Source organism: Chelativorans sp. YIM 93263, assembly GCF_028767125.1.
Classification (GTDB): Bacteria; Pseudomonadota; Alphaproteobacteria; order Rhizobiales; family Rhizobiaceae; genus Chelativorans.
In genome coordinates this window covers 243,540-264,662 of the sequence record NZ_JAKCWP010000002.1, presented here as the reverse complement: position 1 = coordinate 264,662, position 21,123 = coordinate 243,540, and the positions used below count along the sequence as shown (strand labels likewise).

At 60.5% G+C, this 21,123-nt stretch carries 20 protein-coding genes and 1 pseudogene; 12 read left to right on the top strand and 9 right to left on the bottom strand.

The features are described from left to right. The 3 genes from LY631_RS05450 to tgt are packed head-to-tail and all read left to right on the top strand — an operon-like array spanning position 1 to position 2,614. Complete coding sequence (locus LY631_RS05450) at positions 1-390, top strand: hypothetical protein (protein ID WP_274424112.1); 390 nt, start codon at positions 1-3, stop codon at positions 388-390. A gap of 14 nt (positions 391-404) precedes the next feature. Further along, positions 405-1,481, top strand: coding sequence for a tRNA preQ1(34) S-adenosylmethionine ribosyltransferase-isomerase QueA (queA, locus tag LY631_RS05445; protein ID WP_274424111.1), 1,077 nt, complete (start codon positions 405-407; stop codon positions 1,479-1,481). Continuing rightward, a complete protein-coding gene (tgt, locus tag LY631_RS05440; protein WP_274424110.1) occupies positions 1,478-2,614 on the top strand; it encodes a tRNA guanosine(34) transglycosylase Tgt in 1,137 nt (378 codons plus the stop codon). The genes queA and tgt overlap by 4 nt, the downstream gene beginning before the upstream one ends. 48 nt (positions 2,615-2,662) lie before the next feature. On the opposite strand, the pseudogene LY631_RS05435 reads toward tgt, so the two are convergent. The 3 genes and pseudogenes from LY631_RS05435 to uvrA all read right to left on the bottom strand — a co-directional run. Then, a pseudogene (locus LY631_RS05435) lies at positions 2,663-2,871 on the bottom strand (hypothetical protein); the annotation flags it as partial. 33 nt (positions 2,872-2,904) lie between these two features. Next, the gene (locus LY631_RS05430; protein WP_274424109.1) at positions 2,905-3,708 is read right to left on the bottom strand and encodes a DUF72 domain-containing protein; all 804 of its coding nucleotides are present in this window, start codon (positions 3,706-3,708) and stop codon (positions 2,905-2,907) included. Between the two features lie 4 nt (positions 3,709-3,712). Continuing rightward, entirely contained in the window at positions 3,713-6,637 is a 2,925-nt protein-coding gene (gene uvrA / locus LY631_RS05425) for an excinuclease ABC subunit UvrA (RefSeq protein ID WP_274424108.1), read from the bottom strand. Positions 6,638-7,451: 814 nt separating this feature from the next. Between uvrA and ssb the strand changes: the two genes are divergently transcribed. Together ssb and LY631_RS05415 are read left to right on the top strand one after the other, a co-directional pair. Next, positions 7,452-7,937: a single-stranded DNA-binding protein gene (gene ssb / locus LY631_RS05420; protein WP_274424107.1), complete on the top strand. Its 486-nt coding sequence runs from the start codon at positions 7,452-7,454 to the stop codon at positions 7,935-7,937. Positions 7,938-8,282: 345 nt separating this feature from the next. Then, positions 8,283-8,672 (top strand): DUF4168 domain-containing protein, encoded by a 390-nt coding sequence (locus tag LY631_RS05415; protein ID WP_274424106.1) that lies wholly within the window; start codon positions 8,283-8,285, stop codon positions 8,670-8,672. Positions 8,673-8,719: 47 nt separating this feature from the next. On the opposite strand, the gene LY631_RS05410 is transcribed toward LY631_RS05415, so the two are convergent. Continuing rightward, positions 8,720-9,352 carry a MarC family protein gene (locus LY631_RS05410; protein WP_274424105.1) on the bottom strand — a complete coding sequence of 211 codons (633 nt, stop codon included), beginning with the start codon at positions 9,350-9,352 and terminating at the stop codon, positions 8,720-8,722. Positions 9,353-9,548: 196 nt separating this feature from the next. On the opposite strand from LY631_RS05410, the gene gyrA reads away from it, so the two are divergent. Further along, positions 9,549-12,344: a DNA gyrase subunit A gene (gyrA, locus tag LY631_RS05405; protein ID WP_274424104.1), complete on the top strand. Its 2,796-nt coding sequence runs from the start codon at positions 9,549-9,551 to the stop codon at positions 12,342-12,344. Between the two features lie 209 nt (positions 12,345-12,553). On the opposite strand, the gene LY631_RS05400 is transcribed toward gyrA, so the two are convergent. After that, entirely contained in the window at positions 12,554-12,694 is a 141-nt protein-coding gene (locus tag LY631_RS05400; RefSeq protein WP_274424103.1) for a DUF1127 domain-containing protein, read from the bottom strand. A 163-nt stretch (positions 12,695-12,857) separates the two neighbouring features. On the opposite strand from LY631_RS05400, the gene LY631_RS05395 reads away from it, so the two are divergent. Further along, positions 12,858-13,679: a sulfite exporter TauE/SafE family protein gene (locus LY631_RS05395; protein ID WP_274424102.1), complete on the top strand. Its 822-nt coding sequence runs from the start codon at positions 12,858-12,860 to the stop codon at positions 13,677-13,679. Positions 13,680-13,905: 226 nt separating this feature from the next. After that, entirely contained in the window at positions 13,906-14,499 is a 594-nt protein-coding gene (locus LY631_RS05390; RefSeq protein ID WP_274424101.1) for a hypothetical protein, read from the top strand. Positions 14,500-14,501: 2 nt separating this feature from the next. Here the strand turns inward: LY631_RS05390 and LY631_RS05385 are convergent, their stop codons facing one another. Together LY631_RS05385 and LY631_RS05380 are read right to left on the bottom strand one after the other, a co-directional pair. Beyond that, positions 14,502-15,200: a retropepsin-like aspartic protease family protein gene (locus tag LY631_RS05385; protein ID WP_274424100.1), complete on the bottom strand. Its 699-nt coding sequence runs from the start codon at positions 15,198-15,200 to the stop codon at positions 14,502-14,504. Further along, complete coding sequence (locus LY631_RS05380) at positions 15,197-15,433, bottom strand: DUF1289 domain-containing protein (RefSeq protein ID WP_274424099.1); 237 nt, start codon at positions 15,431-15,433, stop codon at positions 15,197-15,199. Before LY631_RS05380 ends, LY631_RS05385 begins: the two co-directional genes overlap by 4 nt. A gap of 129 nt (positions 15,434-15,562) precedes the next feature. Here LY631_RS05380 and LY631_RS05375 point away from each other — a divergent pair, with 129 nt between their 5' ends. Continuing rightward, on the top strand, positions 15,563-16,543 hold the full coding sequence (locus tag LY631_RS05375) for a nicotinate-nucleotide--dimethylbenzimidazole phosphoribosyltransferase (protein ID WP_274424098.1): 981 nt from the start codon (positions 15,563-15,565) through the stop codon (positions 16,541-16,543). 9 nt (positions 16,544-16,552) lie between these two features. On the opposite strand, the gene LY631_RS05370 is transcribed toward LY631_RS05375, so the two are convergent. Continuing rightward, positions 16,553-18,079 (bottom strand): sensor histidine kinase, encoded by a 1,527-nt coding sequence (locus LY631_RS05370; protein ID WP_274424097.1) that lies wholly within the window; start codon positions 18,077-18,079, stop codon positions 16,553-16,555. A gap of 127 nt (positions 18,080-18,206) precedes the next feature. On the opposite strand from LY631_RS05370, the gene LY631_RS05365 reads away from it, so the two are divergent. The 3 genes from LY631_RS05365 (at position 18,207) to LY631_RS05355 (ending at position 20,038) form a co-directional block, all read left to right on the top strand. Further along, positions 18,207-18,818 (top strand): glutathione S-transferase family protein, encoded by a 612-nt coding sequence (locus LY631_RS05365; protein WP_274424096.1) that lies wholly within the window; start codon positions 18,207-18,209, stop codon positions 18,816-18,818. Positions 18,819-18,822: 4 nt separating this feature from the next. Then, positions 18,823-19,437, top strand: a complete 615-nt coding sequence (locus tag LY631_RS05360; RefSeq protein WP_274424095.1) for a uracil-DNA glycosylase family protein — start codon at positions 18,823-18,825, stop codon at positions 19,435-19,437. Between the two features lie 109 nt (positions 19,438-19,546). Then, positions 19,547-20,038 carry an Lrp/AsnC family transcriptional regulator gene (locus LY631_RS05355; RefSeq protein ID WP_274424094.1) on the top strand — a complete coding sequence of 164 codons (492 nt, stop codon included), beginning with the start codon at positions 19,547-19,549 and terminating at the stop codon, positions 20,036-20,038. A gap of 196 nt (positions 20,039-20,234) precedes the next feature. On the opposite strand, the gene LY631_RS05350 is transcribed toward LY631_RS05355, so the two are convergent. Next, the gene (locus tag LY631_RS05350) at positions 20,235-21,119 is read right to left on the bottom strand and encodes an NAD(P)-dependent oxidoreductase (RefSeq protein WP_274424458.1); all 885 of its coding nucleotides are present in this window, start codon (positions 21,117-21,119) and stop codon (positions 20,235-20,237) included. Positions 21,120-21,123 lie beyond the last annotated feature (4 nt).

The following is a 21,123-nucleotide window of genomic DNA, read 5'->3' as shown; positions in this document are numbered from 1 at the left end:
ATGAGAAGGCTTGCCGCGGCGCTGATGGTATTGCCGCTCCTGTCCGGGCCGGCAGGTGCCTCCGGCAGCATCGCCTGCGTCGCGCCTGACAACGAGGCTTCGATCGAATTGACCATCGGCAGCCTGCCCGTGCTTGCCGTCGTCGGTGTAGCGATTGAGGCTCAGGGCGAAAGCTGGACACTGAGCGGCGAAGGCGAGCAGGCAATCGCTGTCGGGCAGGCTTTCGGCAATGCGAACGAAATGCGGATCGATTTCACGGATCCGAATATCGAGTCGATCGTCGCCGAGGTGCGGCTCTTTTCGGCGGCCGAAGAGCGGGAACTGGCCACCGCCGGGACGCTGCGGATCGCCGGGGTAGGTGCCTGGGTGCTGACCTGCACGGGACCATAATTTCGGGGAAAGTCGTGCGAGTCGATCTCTTCGATTTCGAATTGCCAGAGGAGAGCATCGCGCTTCGGCCGGTAAGTCCGCGCGATACGGCGCGCCTACTTGTCGTGCGCCCGGGCGAGGGGCTGGAGGACCGCACCGTGCGCGACCTGCCTTCGCTTCTGCGGTCCGGCGATGCGGTGGTCTTTAACGACACGAAGGTGATCCCGGCCCGCCTTTCAGGCGTTCGCCGGCGCGGTGAGGCGGTGGCGCATATCGAGGCGACGCTGCACATGCGCGCGGGACCGGACCGTTGGAAGGCGTTTTTGAAGCCGGCGAAGCGTGTGGCCGAAGGCGAGCGCATCCAGTTCGGCCACGATGCGGAAAGTTGCCTTCTTGGCTCGCTCGAGGCGACTGTGGCCGAGAAAGGCGAAGGCGGTGAGGCGCTGCTTGTCTTCGACTTTTCCGGCCCCGTGCTCGATGAAGCGATTGCGGCTGCTGGCCATATTCCGCTGCCGCCCTATATCGCCTCGAGACGATCGGACGACGAGCGCGACCAGCAGGACTACCAGACCGTCTACGCCCGCGAGGAGGGCGCGGTAGCTGCCCCCACGGCCGGGCTTCACTTTACGCCGGATCTGTTCGCCGCGCTGGACGCGGCCGGGATCGAGCGCCACTTCGTGACGCTGCATGTCGGCGCCGGCACGTTTCTGCCGGTGAAGGCTGATGACACGGGCGAACACAGGATGCACGCCGAATGGGGCGAAGTGGACACCGGGACGGCCGAGGCGCTCAAAGCCGTGCGGGCGCGCGGCGGGCGGATCATCTCGGTTGGCACCACGTCGTTGCGCCTGTTGGAAAGCGCGGCATCCGAGACCGGTGAGATCAACGCCTGGACCGGCGAGACAGACATCTTCATCACGCCTGGCTATCGCTTCCGGGCCGTTGACATTCTGATGACCAACTTCCATCTGCCGCGGTCGACCCTGTTCATGCTGGTCTGCGCCTTCAGCGGCCTGGACGCGATGAAGGCGGCCTACCGGCATGCCGTCGAGCGGGGCTACCGTTTTTATTCCTATGGCGATGCCGGCCTGCTTTTCAGGGACGACACGTGAGCGAGACCTTCAAATTCCAGGTGCTGGCGACCGACGGTGCGGCCCGGCGAGGTGAGATATCGATGCCGCGCGGCATGGTTCGCACGCCGGCCTTCATGCCCGTGGGCACGGCCGGTACGGTCAAGGCCATGTATATGGATCAGGTGCGGGCACTCGGAAGCGATATCATCCTCGGCAACACCTACCACTTGATGCTGCGGCCCGGTCCCGAGCGCGTGGCCCGGCTGGGTGGGCTACATGAGCTTGCACGCTGGCCATATCCCATCCTGACGGATTCGGGCGGATTTCAGGTCATGTCGCTGGCCGCTCTCCGGAAGGTGACCGAGAAGGGCGTGACGTTCCGCTCCCATGTGGATGGTGTGGTGCACGAAATGTCGCCGGAGCGTTCCATCGAAATCCAGGGACTGCTCGATTCCGACATTCAGATGCAGCTCGATGAATGCATTGCGCTGCCCGCCTCGGAAGAGGAGATGGAGCGGGCGATGGAACTATCGCTACGCTGGGCAGAGCGCTGCAAGGTTGCCTTTGGCGACCAGCCGGGCAAGGCCATGTTCGGCATCGTGCAGGGCGGCGACAACGATCGGCTGCGCCTGCGTTCGGCCGAAGCGCTTTCGGCCATGGACCTGAAGGGCTATGCCGTGGGCGGACTGGCAGTTGGCGAACCTCAGGAGATCATGCTGGAGGTTCTCGAAGCCACGTGCCCAGCACTGCCTGCCGACAGGCCGCGCTACCTCATGGGCGTGGGCACCCCGGATGATATCCTCAAAGCGGTGGCGCGCGGCATCGACATGTTCGATTGCGTGATGCCGACCAGGGCAGGGCGCCACGGCCTTGCCTACACCCGGCGCGGCAAGATCAACTTGAAAAACGCTCGCCACGCCGAAGACCCGCGCCCGCTGGATGAGGAAAGCGACTGTCCGGCCGCGCGAGATTACTCGCGCGCCTATCTACACCATTTGGTAAAATCCGGAGAGGCACTGGCAGGGATGCTGCTCACATGGAACAATCTGGCCTATTATCAGAGCCTGATGGCCGATATCCGCGCGGCCATCGACGCCGGCCGGCTTGCCGCGCGGGCGGGTGAAATCCGTGACGAATGGGCGAGGGGCGATATTTCTCCCGCTTTAGGGTGAGGAACGGGCGTACGTCACCGCCCGTTCTGATGGGTCTGTGCGTTGGGTTCAGCAAATTGGGACGGCTATTCGGCTGGTTATGCGGGCGGCTTTGAGCATGAGCTTTTTGTGCTCCTTGAGGTCGTCCATGTTGATGTAGCGACCGGCATCCAGCCAGTTCCCATGGGTTACGGCCAGTGCGTGGACCAGGCGTAGGCAGCTTTTGGGGGAATGCGCACGATATAGGTCTTCCGCGGAGTCTCCTCATGGAAGCGCTCATCGCCGGCGCTGTGGTAGCAACCAGGCCGGCTCTATTTGACCCGTTCCATGAGCGCCTGAGCGGCTTGGGGCGCGCGGATTTTGCCCTCGTGGATGAAGTAGACGAAGACGTCGCGCGGCTGGTTCTCGACGGTCACGCTCTCATCCGCCAAGGGCAGGTCGCCCGGCATTCCTCCTTCCGCCCAGGTCTTCACCCGGTCGGCCCACGCGTCGAGATGGGCCGGCGCGTAGGCGGTCGGGATCGAATCGTCGCCGCGCTGGAGACGGGCATAGACGAAATCGGACGTCACATCGGCCATTTCGGGATAGGTGAAGTGGTGTGCGTAACAGATCGCTACGCCGTATTTGCGGGCGAGGGCGGCAAACTCCGGCACGACGAAAGAGGCGTGCCGCACCTCCAGCACGTGGCGCAGCCGTATTCCGTCCTGTTTTTCCGGCAGGAGCTTCAGGAACGCTTCGAAATCGTCCGGAGCGAATTTCTTGCTCGGCGCGAACTGCCAGAGAATGGGGCCGAGTTTTTCGCCCAGCTCCGTAATGCCGGAGCCGAGAAAGCGCTTTAGCGACTCTTCCGCCTCCGCAAGCACCTTGCGGTTGGTGACGAAGCGATTGCCCTTGAGCGAGAAGACGAAGCCTTCTGGCGCTTCGCTGGCCCATTTGGCGAAGACGGCCGGCTTTTGTGAGCCGTAGTAAGTGCCATTGACCTCAATGGTCGGCAGATGCCGGCTGGCATATTCGAGTTGCCGCTTCTTCGGCAGATCGTCCGGATAAAACGTGCCCTCCCAAGGGGCGAAGGTCCAGCCGCCGATGCCGGCGCGAACGTTACCGGATGTGGTCATTCGATTACTCCGCTGCCTGTATTCGCCGCGTCGGCCGCCTCTCCAGAAGCTCCTTCAGGAACTGGCCCGTGTAGCTCCGCTCCTCGGCCATGACGTCATCGATGCTGCCGGCCACGACCAACTCGCCGCCGCCGTCGCCACCCTCAGGTCCGAGATCGAGGATCCAGTCGGCGGTCTTGATGACCTCCAGGTTGTGCTCGATGACGACCACCGTGTTGCCCTGGTTGACCAACTCATGGAGAACTTCGAGCAGCTTGGCCACGTCGTGGAAGTGCAGGCCGGTCGTCGGTTCGTCGAGAATATAAAGCGTGCGGCCGGTGGCGCGCTTGGAAAGCTCCTTGGCGAGCTTGACGCGCTGGGCCTCGCCGCCCGAAAGCGTGGTGGCCTGCTGACCGATCTTCACATAGCCGAGCCCGACGCGGGCAAGCGTCTTCAGCTTGTCGCGCACAGCCGGCACAGCGGAGAAGAACTCCACGCCTTCATCCACCGTCATTTCCAGGACATCAGCGATCGATTTGCTCTTGAAGGTGACTTCCAGCGTCTCCCGGTTGTAGCGCTGGCCGTGGCAGACGTCACAGGTGACGTAGACATCCGGCAGGAAGTGCATCTCGATCTTGATGACGCCGTCGCCCTGGCAAGCCTCGCAGCGCCCGCCCTTCACGTTGAAGGAGAAGCGTCCCGGCTGATAGCCGCGCGCTTTGGCTTCGGGAAGGCCGGCGAACCAGTCGCGGATGGGCGTGAAGGCGCCCGTATAAGTTGCGGGATTCGAGCGCGGCGTGCGGCCGATTGGGGACTGGTCGATGTCGATGACCTTGTCCAGGAACTCCAGTCCCTCAATGCGCTCGTGCTCCGCCGGATGTTCACGCGAGCCCATGATGCGGCGTGAAGCTGCCTTGTAAAGCGTCTCGATCAGGAAAGTCGACTTGCCGCCGCCCGATACGCCGGTAACGCAGGAGAAAGTGCCGAGCGGTATGTCGGCGGTGACGTCCTTCAGATTGTTGCCGCGCGCGCCCACGACGCGCACGCGCCGCTTCTTCGGGATTTCCCGGCGGGTCTCCGGCAGAGGAACGGCAAGCTCCCCCGTGAGATATTTGCCCGTGATGGAGGCCGGATGGGCCATGATATCGCGCGGGGTTCCCTCGGCAATGATACGGCCGCCATGGACACCCGCTGCCGGACCGATATCCACCACATAGTCGGCCGAGAGGATGGCGTCCTCGTCGTGCTCGACCACGATGACCGTGTTGCCGAGATCCCGCAGGTGGCGGAGTGTGGCGAGCAGCCGGTCGTTGTCGCGCTGGTGCAGCCCGATCGAGGGTTCGTCGAGCACGTAAAGCACGCCCGTTAGGCCGGAGCCGATCTGCGAGGCGAGACGGATCCGCTGGCTTTCGCCGCCGGAGAGCGAACCGGAACCGCGCGAGAGCGTCAGATATTCCAGGCCAACCTCATTGAGGAAGTTCAGGCGCTCTCGGATTTCCTTGAGAATGCGCGCGGCGATAGCGTTCTGCTGCTCGCTCAAACCGCCAGGCAAGGACTCGACCCATTGACCGGCCCTGCCTATGGACATCGCTGTAATCTCCCCGATATGCTGGCCGTCGATCTTGACGGCCAGCGCTTCCGGCTTCAGCCGGTGGCCGCCACACGCCGGGCAGGGATAGGCCGACATGTAGCGCTCGATCTCTTCGCGTGCCCATGCCGATTCCGTCTCGCGCCAGCGGCGCTCGAGATTGTTGACGACGCCCTCGAAGGGCTTCGTCGTGCGATAACTGCGCAGCCCGTCATCATATTCGAACGTGACCTTGCGCTCGCCCGTTCCGCGCAGGATGGCCGATCGGGCCTCCTCCGACAGCTCCTTCCAGCGATTGCCGACCTTGAAACCGTATTCCTTTCCCAGCGCTTCAAGGGTCTGCAGGTAATAGGGCGAGGTGGATTTGGCCCAGGGCTGGATGGCGCCCTCGCGCAGGATAGCGTCCTGGTTCGGAACGACGAGTTCCGGATCAACGGCGCGCTGGCTGCCCAGTCCATCGCAGGTGGGGCAGGCACCGGCCGGGTTGTTGAAGGAAAAGAGGCGCGGCTCGATCTCCGGAATGGTAAAGCCGGAAACGGGGCAGGCAAATTTTTCCGAAAAGAGCAGGCGCTCGTGGGTTTCATTCTTGGATTTGTTGGCGCTGCCGCCCTCGGCGGTCTGCTCCTCGGGGAGGGGGCGATCCGCAAACTCCGCAACTGCCAAGCCATCGGACAAGTTTAGACATGTTTCCAGCGAGTCGGCGAGCCGGGTGGACAGATCCGGCCGCACGACGACGCGGTCGACCACCACATCGATGTCGTGCTTGTATTTCTTGTCAAGCGCGGGAACATCGGCGATCTCGTAGAAGGCGCCGTCGACCTTGACGCGCTGAAAGCCCTTTTTCTGGAGTTCGGCAAGCTCCTTGCGGTATTCACCCTTACGCCCGCGCACGAGGGGCGCGAGGACATAAAGCCGCGTGCCTTCCTCCAGCGCCAGGACGCGGTCGACCATCTGGCTGACGGTCTGGCTCTCGATCGGCAGGCCCGTGGCCGGCGAATAGGGCACTCCCACGCGCGCGAACAAAAGGCGCAGATAGTCGTAAATTTCCGTGACCGTGCCGACGGTGGAGCGCGGGTTCTTGGACGTCGTCTTCTGCTCGATGGAAATCGCCGGCGAAAGCCCGTCGATCTCGTCGACATCGGGCTTCTGCATCATCTCCAGAAACTGGCGTGCATAGGCCGACAGGCTCTCGACGTAACGCCGCTGGCCCTCGGCATAGATCGTGTCGAAGGCAAGCGACGACTTACCAGAGCCTGAAAGCCCGGTCATGACGATCAACTTCTCGCGCGGAAGATCGACGTCGACGTTCTTCAAATTGTGTTCGCGCGCGCCGCGAATGGAAATCAGCTTGTTGTCAGGCATGCCCGTTTTGCTGCCCTCTTGTGCTACGGGATTGCCGGCCGAGGCGCCGACTCGCCTCATGTAGGGGAACACGGGGCGCATTTCGATGGTGGCGCGGCAATGCGCCACCCGTTTCTGATGATAACGATGTTGGTTTTTCAGTTTTTTCTGCCGAGTTCAAGCGCAAAGAACAAAAAACGAACAAGATCCTGACATTTCCTGTCGGCACGGAGAGGCGGGGCCCTTCTGGTGGCGTGTTTTGGGGCCCGGAAACTCTTGACGGATGGACAAACGGGGCGCAGAATCCACAAGTCCATCAGCGGTGGCCCAACCTAGGCTGCCGGAACGATGGGACGGCAATGAAGTCGAGGAGGGAGGCATGACTCCACCTGACTGTTTGAGCGGCTCCACGACATATGTGGAGCCACAGCCGGTGAAGGGCTGAACGGGGCCCGAGCGGTGACAACCGGAAACCCGGCTGCCGAACCCACAATTGAACATATTATGGTGGGCGGTGCATTTGCCCGTCCTCGAACGCCGGTAAAATGCTCCGGCACGATAATCGGCCCTCGCGCGCCCGACAGAAGACGGCGGCAGGGCCTTTTCTTGGGCTGGTCGTTCAGCTATCCCAAAGGCGCCTTGCGCGGCGGCGCTCTCGATGCTATGAACAAATAGGGAACACAATTGAACTGTGGACGGCTTGGGGTGATGGCAAACCGGGCGAGCATGCGGCCGGGATTTCCTATATGGTCGCAATCATTCGGCGCGTCGCCGGAGCCTGTGCGTTCGCGGGCTCGCGGCGGGTTCGTGCAATTCGGTTGAGTGGAGTGATGTCATGGCGGGCAGTGTAAACAAGGTCATTCTCGTGGGGAATCTGGGTGCAGACCCGGAGATTCGGCGCCTGAATTCCGGGGATCCAGTGGTTAACCTGCGGATTGCCACCTCCGAGACTTGGCGCGACCGCAGCACGGGTGAGCGGCGCGACCGCACCGAGTGGCACCGGGTGGTGATTTTCAACGATAATCTCGCCAAGGTGGCCGAGCAGTACCTGAAGAAGGGTATGAAGGTTTATCTTGAGGGGCAGCTCCAGACCCGGAAATGGACAGACCAGTCCGGTCAGGAGCGTTATACGACCGAGGTCGTCCTGCAGAAGTTCCGTGGGGAGTTGCAGATGCTGGATTCTCGCGGCCAGGGTGAGGACCGCCAGGTCGGCTATGGCGGCGGTGGCGGCGAGTCGGATTTCGGCCAGTCGGGCCCGGCGGATAATACGGGTGGTGGCGGCGGTTACTCGCGCGACCTGGACGACGAGATTCCGTTTTGATCGGTACAGTCCGTCTGTACACAGAGTGTTGAAGTTTTAGCGACTTAATATCGAGCAGGCGGCAGTCGCAAAAGCGCCGTTAGCCCGCTTGATCTGCAGAACCGCTCTCTTGCTGGCAGAGCGTAGTACGAGCTCCGTTCAAACGTGGTCGAAACGGGGCGTGGGAAGCCCTCTGCCGGTCAGGAATCATGGGACGCACATATAAATCGTGATCGCGCCAACGGTCCAACGAGGGTTTGAAGTCACATTTATCTGTCATGGAGGCGCCTACCCGCGGTGCCAAGACGGTCGGCGGGAGAGGTGAGGGTGTCCCTTACCGGATGAGAACGCCAGAAAGGACATGACATGACGTTTGCATTGCGCACCAGAGAGTTGTTCACCGCAGGATTTCTGTCGGTCGGCATCGCATTTGCACCCCAGGCACTTGCGCAGGAAACCGAACAGGCACCCGCAGCGGCCGAAACAACGGACATCAGCGAGGAGAAGCTGGAGTCGTTCGTCGTCGCTTTCCAACAGGTTGAAGCGGTAAAGGAAGACTTTACCCAGCAAATCGAGAGCGCCGCATCCGACGAAGAGCAGCAGGGCCTGCGCAACGAGGCCGGCCAGGCCATGCTACAGGCGGTTGAAGATACCGACGGGATTTCCGTGGACGAGTACAATCAGGTCCTGCGCTCGGCGCAGAATGACCCGGAACTGGCCGAAAGGCTGACCCAGGCCATCGGTCAGGCCCAATAAGCGCTGCTTCGGCGGATCGTCCGGAATCCGGGCGGTCTGCCGAATCCTTACGGAGCGGCAAGGAGCGCCTTTGCGCCGTCCGCGACGAACTGCACCGCGAGAGCGGCGAGAAGTACACCCAGGAGTCGGGTCAGGATTGACCGGCCGGTCTCTCCCAGGAAACCGTCAACCCGCTCGGCGAGCACGAAGACTGCGTAAGTAATCGCAATCACAACGACGAGAATCCCGACCAGAACGGCAAGACCTAGGGGGCCGGCAAAACTGCCGGAGAGGAGAATTGCGGCCGAAATTGCGCCGGGCCCGGCGATCAACGGGATCGCCAACGGGAAGACGGCGATATTGCGAATCATATCGCGCGTAATGGCGCGTTCGGCGCTCCTCTCATGCCGCTCTTGACGTTGCTCAAAGATCATCTCGAAGGCAATGTAGAACAGGAGAAGGCCGCCAGCGACGCGGAAGGCCGGCAGCGTGATGCCGAAGATCTTCAAAACTGCGCTACCGGCGAGGGCGAAGAGGGTTAGGGCACCGAATCCGATAAGACTGGCGCGGACAGCGACCTGATTGCGCTCTGAGCGCGTCATGCCGGCAGTAACGGCCAGGAAGAGCGGCGCAAGGCCCACTGGATCGACCGTCACAAGCAGGGTGACGAAGGCGTTTATGATATCATCGAAGGCGGGCATCGCGGATCGTTTCCGTTATTTTTAGCTCGACGGCGAGAGCACGTTAGACCGGTGTTATGCTGTGCTCGCGAATGAAAGCATTATCCTGTTGAAATTCCGTGTCATTTCCCCGCTTATATAGCTCTGCGGCATTGGAGATTCCGCAGCGCTTCTTATATAAGGGGACAGTGATTCTGTTAGCTGAATGTGATCCGATTTGACTGACCAGACGACGCCGAGCGGGCCCGGCGAGCCCGACGATATCGAATTTATTTCCATTATTGAGGAAATGCAGCGTTCATATCTCGATTACGCGATGAGCGTGATCGTGAGCCGCGCGCTGCCGGACGTGCGCGACGGGCTGAAGCCGGTGCATCGGCGCATTCTCTATGCCTCTCACGAGAGCGGCTATCACTGGAACCGTAAATATGTGAAGTCCGCGCGCCCTGTCGCCGATGTGATGGGTAAATACCACCCTCATGGCGACGCGGCGATCTATGATGCCCTTGTGCGCATGGCGCAGCCCTGGTCGATGCGGCTGCAACTCATCGACGGCCAGGGCAATTTCGGTTCGATCGACGGTGATCCGCCGGCGGCGATGCGTTACACCGAGGCGCGCCTGACCAAGGCTGCGCACGAGCTCTTGGAAGATATCGACAAGGACACAGTCGACTGGCGGGATACCTATGACGGTGCTGCGCAGGAACCGGAGGTGCTTCCGGCGCGCTTTCCCAATCTTCTGGTGAACGGCTCCGGCGGTATTGCCGTCGGCATGGCCACCAACATTCCGCCGCACAATCTCGCCGAAGTGGTCGATGGGTGCGTGGCACTGATCGATGATCCTGCGATTGAGCTTTCGCGGCTCATGGAAATCATCCCCGGCCCGGATTTTCCGACCGGCGGCATCATTCTCGGCCGTTCGGGCATCCACAGCGCTTACTCGACGGGGCGCGGCTCCGTGATCATGCGCGGCAAGGCCGAATTCGAGCAGATCCGCGGCGAGCGCGAGGCGATCATCGTCACCGAGGTGCCTTACCAGGTTAACAAGGCGCAGATGATCGAGAAGATGGCCGAGCTTGTGCGCGACAAGCGCATCGAAGGCATTTCCGACATCCGCGATGAGAGCGATCGGCAGGGCTATCGCGTGGTCGTGGAACTGAAGCGCGATGCCAATGCCGAGGTGGTGCTCAACCAGCTCTATCGCTTCACGCCGCTGCAGACCTCCTTCGGCACTAACATGGTGGCGCTCAACGGTGGCAAGCCGGAGCAGATGACACTGCTCGACGTCTTGCGGGCCTTCGTCGCCTTCCGGGAAGACGTGGTTAGCCGCCGCACGAAGTATCTCCTGCGCAAGGTCCGCGAACGGGCGCACGTGCTGGTAGGTCTTGCCATTGCAGTGGCCAATATTGACGAGGTCATCAATCTGATCCGCCGCGCGCCCGATCCGCAGACGGCGCGCGAGCAACTGATGGAGCGGCGCTGGCCGGCGCATGACGTGGAAGCGCTGATCACGCTCATCGCCGATCCGCGCCACAAGGTGAACGAGGACGGGACCTACAACCTGTCCGAGGAGCAGGCCCGCGCCATTCTGGAGCTGCGTCTGCAGCGCCTCACCGCACTCGGCCGCGACGAGATCGCCGACGAGCTGAACAAGATCGGTTCCCAAATTCAGGATTATCTCGAAATCCTATCCTCGCGCGCGCGCATCCAGCAGATCGTCAAGGATGAGTTGGTTGCCGTGCGTGACGAGTTTGGCACCCCGCGCCGCACCGAGATCACCGAAGGCGGCGCCGACATGGAGGACGAAGACCTAATCCAGCGAGAGGATATGGTCGTCACCGTCACTCACAAGGGCTATATCAAGCGGGTGCCGCTCTCGCTCTATCGGGCGCAGGCGCGCGGCGGCAAGGGCCGCTCAGGTATGTCGACCAAGGACGAGGACTTCGTCACGCGGCTCTTCGTGGCCAACACGCACACGCCGATCCTCTTCTTCTCCTCGCGTGGCATCGTCTACAAGGAAAAGGTCTGGCGCCTGCCCGTGGGTTCGCCGCAGTCGATCGGAAAGTTCCTGCGCAATATGTTGCCGCTCAAGGAAGGCGAGCGCATCACGTCGATCATGCCCTTACCCGAGGACGAGGAAAGCTGGGCCGAGCTGGATGTCGTGTTCGCCACCACGCGCGGCACCGTGAGGCGCAACAAACTTTCGGATTTCGTGCAGGTGAACCGTGGCGGCAAAATCGCCATGAAGCTGGAGGAGCAAAGCGACGAAATCCTCGGCGTCTATACCTGCACCGAGAATGATGACGTACTTCTGACCGCTGCCTCCGGCCAGTGTATCCGTTTCCCGGTAACGGGTGTGCGTGTGTTTGCCGGGCGCAATTCGATCGGCGTTCGCGGCATCAATCTCGCCGATGGCGACAAGATTATCTCCATGGCCATTCTGGAACACGTCGAAGCCACGCCTGCGGAACGTGCGGCCTATCTGAAGCAGGCGGCGGCAGACCGCCGGTCGTCCAATGGCGACGAGGAAGAGGAGATCGCGCTAACCAACGAAGATGTCGGCGAAGAGGCCAGCCTTTCTCCTGAGCGGTACGAGGAATTGAAGGCGCACGAGCAGATGGTGCTGACCGTCAGCGAGTACGGCTACGGCAAGCGCTCGTCCTCCTACGATTTTCGTGTAATTGGCCGTGGCGGGAAAGGTATTCGCGCAACGGATGTTTCGAAACGCGATGAAATCGGTCCCTTGGTAGCTGCTTTCCCCGTCGCGCCCGAGGATCAAATCATGCTGGTCTCCAACGCGGGCCAGGTCATTCGTGTGCCGGTCTCGGGAATTCGGATCGCCAGCCGCGCGACCAAAGGGGTCACGATCTTTAATACCGCCGATGGCGAACGGGTCGTCTCGGTGGAGCGGATTTCTGAACCGCAAGCCGATGATGAGGAGGTCGAGGTCTTGGGAAGCAGCGATGTTCCAGCGGGCGAAAACGCCTCGACCGATGAAGGCGAGGCCGAGTAGGTCTGCTCACTGTAATCGTGGATTGATTTCGGCCGGGCCTGTGCCCGGCCGTTTTCGTTCTAAGCTCGGGAATGTTCAAAAAACAACACCCGCCGGGGGAGGAGGTCCGGCGGGTGTCGTTTTTGTCGACCGGTAATCGGGAGGAGGTGATTACCGGTCCTATCCGTCAGGGCTGGGAGGAGGAGGAGGCCCTGACGAAATTCCGTGAATTACAGAGACTTCCGTGCTACGAACGGAATATCGCCGCGGGCAATGCCCAGATCGGTCAGTTCACGATTCGAGAGCTGGCTAAGCTCGCTAACCGTCTGCCGGTAACGGCGCCAGTTACGATAATTGCGGATCAGGTTCATCAGTCTTGCTCACTTGGTCTGTGCGGTCTCTAACCGTCTTGCAGCCATCAGATAGTCCTTCTCGCTGCATGGCAAAATAGCAAATGTTGCATAGCAGCATTGCAAATGGTGCAATGCATCATGATTCTGTCATAAACACGAGATCGCCATACGAGGGGACGGAATGGATTTACCGACGGGCGAGATTGCAGCCTATGCCGCGGCGATGGGGGTTGCCGGCGCGGTCACGGGCTTCATGGCCGGGCTCTTCGGGATTGGCGGCGGCGCAATCCTCGTGCCGGTGTTCTACCAAATTTTCAGCCTTTTCGGCGTGGAGGAGGCGGTGCGCATGCATCTATCGGTTGGTTCCTCGCTCGCCGTGATCGTGCCGACTTCTTTGCGCTCGTGCCGCTCGCATTTTTTGCGTGGCGCGGTCGATATGAAGCTCCTGCGCAGCTTTGTGATAGCCGTGCCGGCGGGAGTCGTGGCGGCATCCGTGACCGCGGCGCTCATCTCGAGTGCTGGGTTGATGGCCATTTTTTCCGCGATCCTGTTTACTGTCGGTCTCAGACTCCTGTTCAACCGCCATGATTGGCGGATCGGCTCGAATATTCCCGGCAATCCCGGGCGGTCGATGATCGGATTCGTCATAGGCTATCTCTCGACGCTAATCGGCATTGGCGGGGGCATTCTGAACAACACGTTCATGACCCTGTTCGGCCGCCCCATCCATCAGGCCATCGCGACCTCGGCAGGTGTAGGTGTCTTGATCTCAGTGCCGGGTTTTCTGGGGTACATCTGGGCTGGCTGGGCCGTGCCCGGCCTACCGGTTGCCTCAACCGGTTATGTGAACTGGATAGCGGTCCTGCTCGTGAGCCCGATCACGCTGCTCATCGCGCCACTGGGCGTCAGCGCTGCGCACGCCCTGAAGAAACGGCATCTGGAAATCGCATTCGGGATCTTTGCAGTCGGGATTTCATTCCGATTTCTCTGGAGCCTGCTATAGAGGCCCAGATCGTCCGGGCGGGTTGTACCTTGAGCGCTAGAGCCTTGTTTTAGCACGTGCGGGTAGTATTAGCGTAATTACCAACAGTAATACTTAATAGGATCCATAAACACTCGTGATCGGATTTTATAGCAGTAGTGTTATATAGTAGAAAGTTTTTTATCATATTGGCGTACATAAAGCGTCCGAAAATGCTTCGAAAACAGCACCTCAGGCTGCCTTAGCCATGGAATCGCTCAGCCCGAATCCCGAACAAGTGTTTCACATTCGCACTATTCTGGCCGTGGTCATGGGGCTCAGTCTGACCCGTCTGCTGACCGGATTCGCACGCATTGTCCAACATCCAAGCCGGAAACGTATTTACCTCGTTCATTTGGGATGGGGCGCGTTTCTCTTTCTTACGGTTATCCATTTTTGGTGGTTCGAGTTCCGGCTTACACACGTCGAACGCTGGACCTTTGTATTCTACTTTTTTCTGATCTGTTACGCGGCCCTTTTGTTTTTCATATGCTCGATTCTGTTTCCCGACCACATGGATGAGTACGCCGGTTTCAGAGATTATTTTCACTCCCGCCAAAAATGGTTCTATGGCCTCCTGGCAAGCATATTCGTCGTTGATGTGGTTGATACGCTCTGGAAGGGAACGGGCTATTTTATTGCTCTTGGTGCTCAATATTCAATCCGGCAGGCATTAATGTTTGCGCTGGCTATCATTGCCATGTTCGTGAAGAACAAGAGTTTCCATATTATTTTTGTTAGCGGTAGTCTTATCGCTCAGGTAATATGGATTCTTTATAATTATCAAAACTTGGATTTTTAGGCCTAATCCCGCATGATCAGCCGGTCGCCGCGCATTTCGAAACTCGAAAGGCTGCCCAGGAACTGCATACCAAGCAGGCTGCGCTCCAGCCTGCCCGGTGCGGCTACGAGGACCGGGACGTTGTCACGTTCGATGGGGCCGATCCGCACGCTATCGACACGGGCCTGGGCAGCCATCGCGCGGCCATTGGCAGTCATGACCGGGACCGAATAGGAGAGGTCTTCGGTCGAAACTCCCACCCGTCTTGCATCGGCGGCGGTCAGGACAGTAATCGACGCGCCCGTATCCACGAGGGCCTGGACTGTGTGGCCGTTCACGTCCATGCGCACCTCGAAATGGCCGTTGGCGGCCTTGTCAAGCATGATGGAGGCCTGAGAATCGCCGGAGAGCGTCATGGGGCTGCCGGGCACGAGGCCGGCGGTCAACCGGCTGGCTGTATCCTGTAATTCGTAGCGATATTGATATCCGGTCATGAGCACAAGCAGGATGAGCAGCCAATATGCTATGTCGCGCAAGGCGTTGCGCATTCGGGTTCGGGAGCCGAGCAGCCCCACAATCAAGACCGACGCCCAAAGGCTGAGATAAAGGACCCCGGCGAAGGTATTGTTTTCTATACCGAACACCTGCCCGCTGTCGTGATTTGCAATCAAGAGGATGAGGCCCAGCAAGAGGACTGCAATGACGATCCAGAACAACCTCATAGCTTGTCGTCCTGAGCCCGCTCGCGCGCCATGCGTTTGCGCCGCGTCTCTCGCCGCGGCCTGCGCTCGATGGCGAGACGTGTCGGCAGTTCCGCGATGACCGTTCTCCGCTCGGTGGAAGACATGGTCAGCCAAGCGCCGATCTCCGAGCGCGTCCGTCCGCACCCGAAGCAATAGCCGGTTCTGTCGTCAATTGAGCAGACGAGAATGCAGGGAGATTCGACGGTTTGCATCAGCGACCTTTGGATATCCACCGAGCCTTTCAGATGGGACGGCTCAGCTATAAACGCAAGTTTGTACGCTAGCCATTGCCAGTAGCGGCCCGTGCCATTATGCCCGTTGCGATTTCGAGGGATGTAAAGATGACGACCAGCGGCCTGCCTTTTGACGACATCCGCAATCTTGTCCGGCAACTGCCGGAGATGGATTCGGCGGCGGCCGAACGGACGCATGGGTTCTTCGCCCCGGTAGGGTGGGCGGAAGGGCTGGGACGTTTGGAGGACCTTGCGGCCTGGTTTTCCGGGGCCGCGGGACGCTCCCCCGCACGAGTGGGCAATCCAGTCATTGCGCTCTTTGCGGCAACGCACGGTGTTTCGCGCCGTCTGGGGTCAGATGATCCCGTGGCGGCTGCGCGCGACCGGGTCGAAGAGATCGCGGCCGGCGCCGCGCCGGTCAGCCAATTGTGCGCCAGCGGTAATTTTGGCCTCAATGTGTTCGACCTCGCACTCGAAGTGCCCGTGGGTGACATCACCGAGGTTGCAGCACTGGACGAGCGTGGGTGCGCCGCGACGATCGCATTCGGCATGGAGGCCGTCGCCACAGGCGCCGACCTGATCGGGTTAGGGGGGGCCGATACTGCGGCCGACGCTGGCGCGATGGCGCTTATCTCGGCGCTGACCGGCCGACAAGCCGATGCGTGGGAGCAGATCAAGCCGCAAGAGCGGAGTGTCATTGCCGACGCATTGAATGCTCATGACGGACATCTGAACGACCCGCTCGAGGCTTTGCGCCGGCTTGGCGGGCGCGAAATCGCCGCGCTGGTAGGCGCGATACTGGCGGCGAGGACGCAGAAGGTGGCAGTTATTCTGGGCGGACTTGCGTCGACTGCCGCGGCGGTCGTTCTGAATGCGATGACGCCGCGTGCGGTCGAGCATTGCCTGCTTGCCGCGGCAGTCGATCCCGTCCATCGGGAGGTGGCCGAGGAAATGGGGCTGGTGCCGTTGCTCGACCTTGGCGAGGTAAGGCAGGACGGTGTTGCGGCGGCGCTTGCCGCCAATATGGTGAAATCCGCCGTGGACGTTGCAGCCGGTGTGGCGGAGGTACGTTCCCGTCAGCAGCGGTAAACGAGAGCTTCAGGCGCTCTCGCGGAGGCGGTTCACCTGCCGCGTGGGAATTGCCGGCAACTCTTCCATGACACGTGACGGCGGGAAAGCGACAATCGCTTCCGTTCCTTCGCGCAGCTTCGCTTTCAGGTCAAGTGTGCCGCCGTGGAGGGCGGCAAGGCCCTGTACGATTGGAAGTCCCAAGCCGGCGCCCTGTTCAGCATTCTTGATCGTGATCGAGCCCTGTCCGAAGGCGGACAGCACTACCGGGATTTCATCCTCGGGGATGCCGGGGCCGTTGTCCTTGACGGAAATGTACTGGCCGCCGCCTGCTGTCCAGCCGACGCGGACGATGATCTCGCCGCCGGATGGCGTGAACTTCACGGCGTTGGAAAGCAGGTTCAAGGCGATCTGCCGAACGGAACGTTCATCCGCCAGGAGACGGGGCAGTACTGGCTCGAACTGCTGGACCAGGCGGATGTCCTTCGCGCGCACCTTCAACTCGATCATGCGGCAGCATTCCTGCACCACGTCCGTGAGTTCGAGCGGCTCTTCGTGCATCTGATAACGGCCAGCCTCAATGCGGGAAAGGTCCAGGATCTCGTTGATCAGGCCGAGCAGGTGCTTTCCGGATTCGTGGACGTCTCGGGCGTATTCCCGGTAGGTCTCGTTATGAATCGGTCCGAGAACCTCCTTAGCCATCACTTCGGAAAAGCCCAGTATGGCGTTGAGTGGCGTCCGCAGTTCGTGGCTCATGGATGCGAGGAACCTTGATTTGGCAAGGTTAGCTTCCTCTGCCCGGCGGCGGGCTTCGTCCGAAACCGCATTCGCCTCTTCCAACTCTGCGATGAGCCCGTCCTTTTCACTGCGGAAGGAAAGGAGCGAAACGGATGCCTTGTTGCGATGGTGGGCAACATAGCTGAAGAATGGCAGCGACAAGATGAGTAGGCCGGCCATAATCGGCTCGACGTCCAGGGGCAGGCGCGCGTAGTTGTACGCGTAAACTGCTACGGGAAGGGCAAAGGTGGCAGCGATGGCTCCGCGCAGCGACGCGGCAAGGAGTGCGGTTGCGGCTATCATCATCAGAAGAATGACCGCGATCATGACGGGTACTTGATTGATGCCGCACTGGAGGCATTCCAACGAAGCAAAGAACGCCCAGCCAACGCCGGTCAGGAAGTGCAGGCAGAGGAACTGCAGGCGCAAGCTCGCGGCATTCATATCACCCAGGGAGAGCCGATCGACGCGCCGTGCCAACAGAAAAAGCGCGGCATAGCTTCCGCCTGCCAGAAGGACCCAGTAGGGCGGTGTTTGGGTCATTCCCACGGCGAATATTATCGCGCCGATGGCAAGAACAAAAAGAAGGATCACAAGCGTGCTGTTGATGATCGCACGGGCGTGGATCTTCAACATGTCGCGATCGAAAGCCGGATTGCCGGATGTCTGAGAAAGGCGGTCGCGGGTCCGGCGCACCGCTTGGGCGACTTCGCGGTTGCGGTGCGGTTTCGACCGGTCGACAATGAACTTGTCGGCAATATGTTTGTCGTTCAGCGCCATCGCTGGTTAACTGCTCCACCGTTGAGCGCCGAACCTAGGGACGAATGATTAAAAACCCTTCAATCGCAGCGGGTGTCCCATGATTGGACCAGACGTACCATGGAAACGGAACGGAGGGAGACGCCGAATGAAACTTTACGATGGCGGGAGGGCACCAAATCCACGGCGAGTGCGGATTTTTCTGGCCGAGAAGGGCATTGAGCTTCCGACGATTCCGGTAGACATGGGAATGATGGAGCACCGAAGCGAAGCGGTAACGCGTCTCAATCCGCTGCAGCGTCTTCCGGTGTTAGAGTTGGACGACGGCACCATTCTGACTGAGTCGGTGGCGATTTGCCGCTATTTTGAGGAGTTGCATCCCCAACCGGCGCTTTTCGGGACGGACGCGCTCGACCGCGCCCGCGTGGAAATGTGGCAACGCCGGGTCGAGTTCGAACTCTATCTGCCGGTCGCGGCCGCTTTTCGCCACCTTCACCCGGCAATGCGGGAGCGGGAGGTGCCGCAGGTGCCGGAATGGGGCGAGGCCAATAAGCCGAGGGCGCGAGCGTTTTTATCGTTTTTAAACGAGGAGTTGGCCTCTCGAGCTTTCTTGACGGGTGATGCATTCACCATCGCCGATATTACCGGCCTGGTCTCAATCCAGTTTATGAAACCCGCACGGATCGAAATGCCGGAAGGTCTCGATCATCTGCATCGCTGGTATGACACGGTGGCCGACAGGCCCAGCGCCGCTGCGTAGGGAAATGACTGAAACGCTCGAACATCTTTTAAGCAGTATCCGCGCTTGCCGCATGTGCAGGGATGAGCCAGCGGGCGCGCCATTGCCGCATGAACCGCGTCCCGTCCTGATCGGGTCCCACCAGGCACGCATACTGATTGCGGGGCAGGCGCCGGGGACACGTGTTCACGAATCGGGGCTTCCCTTCGACGACCGGTCGGGTGATCGACTGCGCCAGTGGCTCGGCGTGGATCGCGCCCAGTTTTACGATCCGCGAAACTTCGCCATCATACCGATGGGCTTCTGTTTTCCCGGCTACGACGCGAAGGGTAGCGACCTGCCGCCGCGACGGGAGTGTGCGCCCACCTGGCGCGCGCGGCTGATGGCGCAGATGCCGCAGATCGATCTTATTCTGGTCATCGGGCAATATGCACAGGCTTGGCATCTCGGTTCCTCGCGCAAAAAGAATCTTACGGAGACGATGCAGGCATGGCGGGAGATTTTTGGTGAAACACGTAGCCCTCGGGTTTTGCCATTGCCGCATCCGTCCTGGCGAAACACGGCGTGGCTGAAGAAAAATCCCTGGTTCGAGGCTGAACTGTTGCCGGTTCTCCAGCGGGAAGTATGGGCAAGGCTTTGAGGGTTGCGAGGCTGCGCTTCAGCGCCGCTTCACTGGATATAAGAATAATTTTCTTGTAATCACGTTTCTGATCCGTCATTTCTAGAAATATTTTCTACTGGAGAATGATATGGATCGACTCGACCGTAAGATTTTGCGCCTGCTTCAGGAGAACTCCACGCTGGCCGTGGCCGATATCGCCAAGAAAGTGGGGCTTTCGACGACGCCCTGCTGGCGGCGCATCCAGAAGTTGGAGGAAGAAGGCGTCATTCGCCGGCGTGTGGCCGTTCTTGACCCCGTGAAAGTCAATGCGCGAGTGACCGTGTTCGTCTCGATCCGCACCAATGCACATAGTCACGAGTGGTTGCAGCGCTTCTCGGAAGTGGTCAGGCAGTTCCCGGAGGTGGTCGAGTTCTATCGGATGAGCGGTGACGTGGATTATCTGCTGCGCGTGGTGGTACCGGACATTGCGGCTTATGATGCCTTCTATAAGCGGCTCATCTCAAAGATCGAGATACGGGACGTTTCGTCTTCCTTCGCCATGGAGCAGATCAAATACACGACCGAGCTGCCGCTCGATTATCTCGTGCTGGATAAGGAGGCGGCGAGTTCGGCCGCGTGAGAGGGATGCTACTTGGGCGCGCCGGGGAGGAAGCTCCACGGTGGCGCCGGGGCCCGCTCCACCTTCATCCGGGTGTCCGTAGCCCGTCTCGATGGCTACGCCGTCAAGACTGAAAAGCTGCATCGTTTCAAGGCTTGGCTGCAATGGATGCAGAAAGCGATCAGCCGGAACAGCGCGTGGCTCTTTCTTGCTGTCTCTACTTTTCCAATCGTGCAAGCAGCGAGGAGGTATCCCAGCGCTTTCCGCCCAACTCCTGCACCTCCTTGTAAAACTGATCGACAAGTGCGGTCACCGGCAGCTTCGCGCCGTTCCGGTCGGCTTCCGACAGGCAAATTCCTAAATCCTTCCGCATCCAGTCGACCGCGAAGCCGAAATCGTACTTGCCCTCATTCATGGTCTTGTGCCGATTTTCCATCTGCCACGACCCAGCGGCGCCCTTGGAAATGACTTCGACCACCTTTTCGATGTCGAGCCCGGCCTTCTTTCCGAAATGGATGCCTTCGGCCAGACCTTGCACGAGGCCAGCGATGCAGATCTGGTTAATCATTTTCGTCAATTGACCGGCGCCGGCCGGGCCCATCAGACCAACCATGCGTGCATAGGAATCGATGACGGGCTTGGCCTTCTCGAACGTGCCGCTTTCTCCGCCGCACATCACCGTCAGGACGCCGTTTTCCGCGCCTGCCTGGCCGCCGGAAACCGGCGCGTCGATGAAGCCGAAGCTGCGCTTTTCCGCCTCGTCGGCAAGCTCCCTGGCCACCTCGGCGGAGGCGGTCGTGTTGTCGATGAACACGGAACCGGCCGACATGGACTGGAACGCGCCGTCGGGTCCGAGAGTCACCGAACGCAGGTCGTCGTCATTGCCTACGCAGGCGAAGACAAAATCCTTGCCGCGGGCGGCTTCCGCCGGTGTTGCCGCCGCGGAGCCGCCGTGCTCGGAAACCCAGTTCTCCGCTTTTTCGGTGGTTCGGTTGTAAACAGTGACATCGTGATTGCCACGCGCTTTTAGATGTCCGGCCATGGGATAACCCATCACCCCCAAACCGATGAATGCAACTTTGGCCATTGGGCTTTCCTCCACGTTG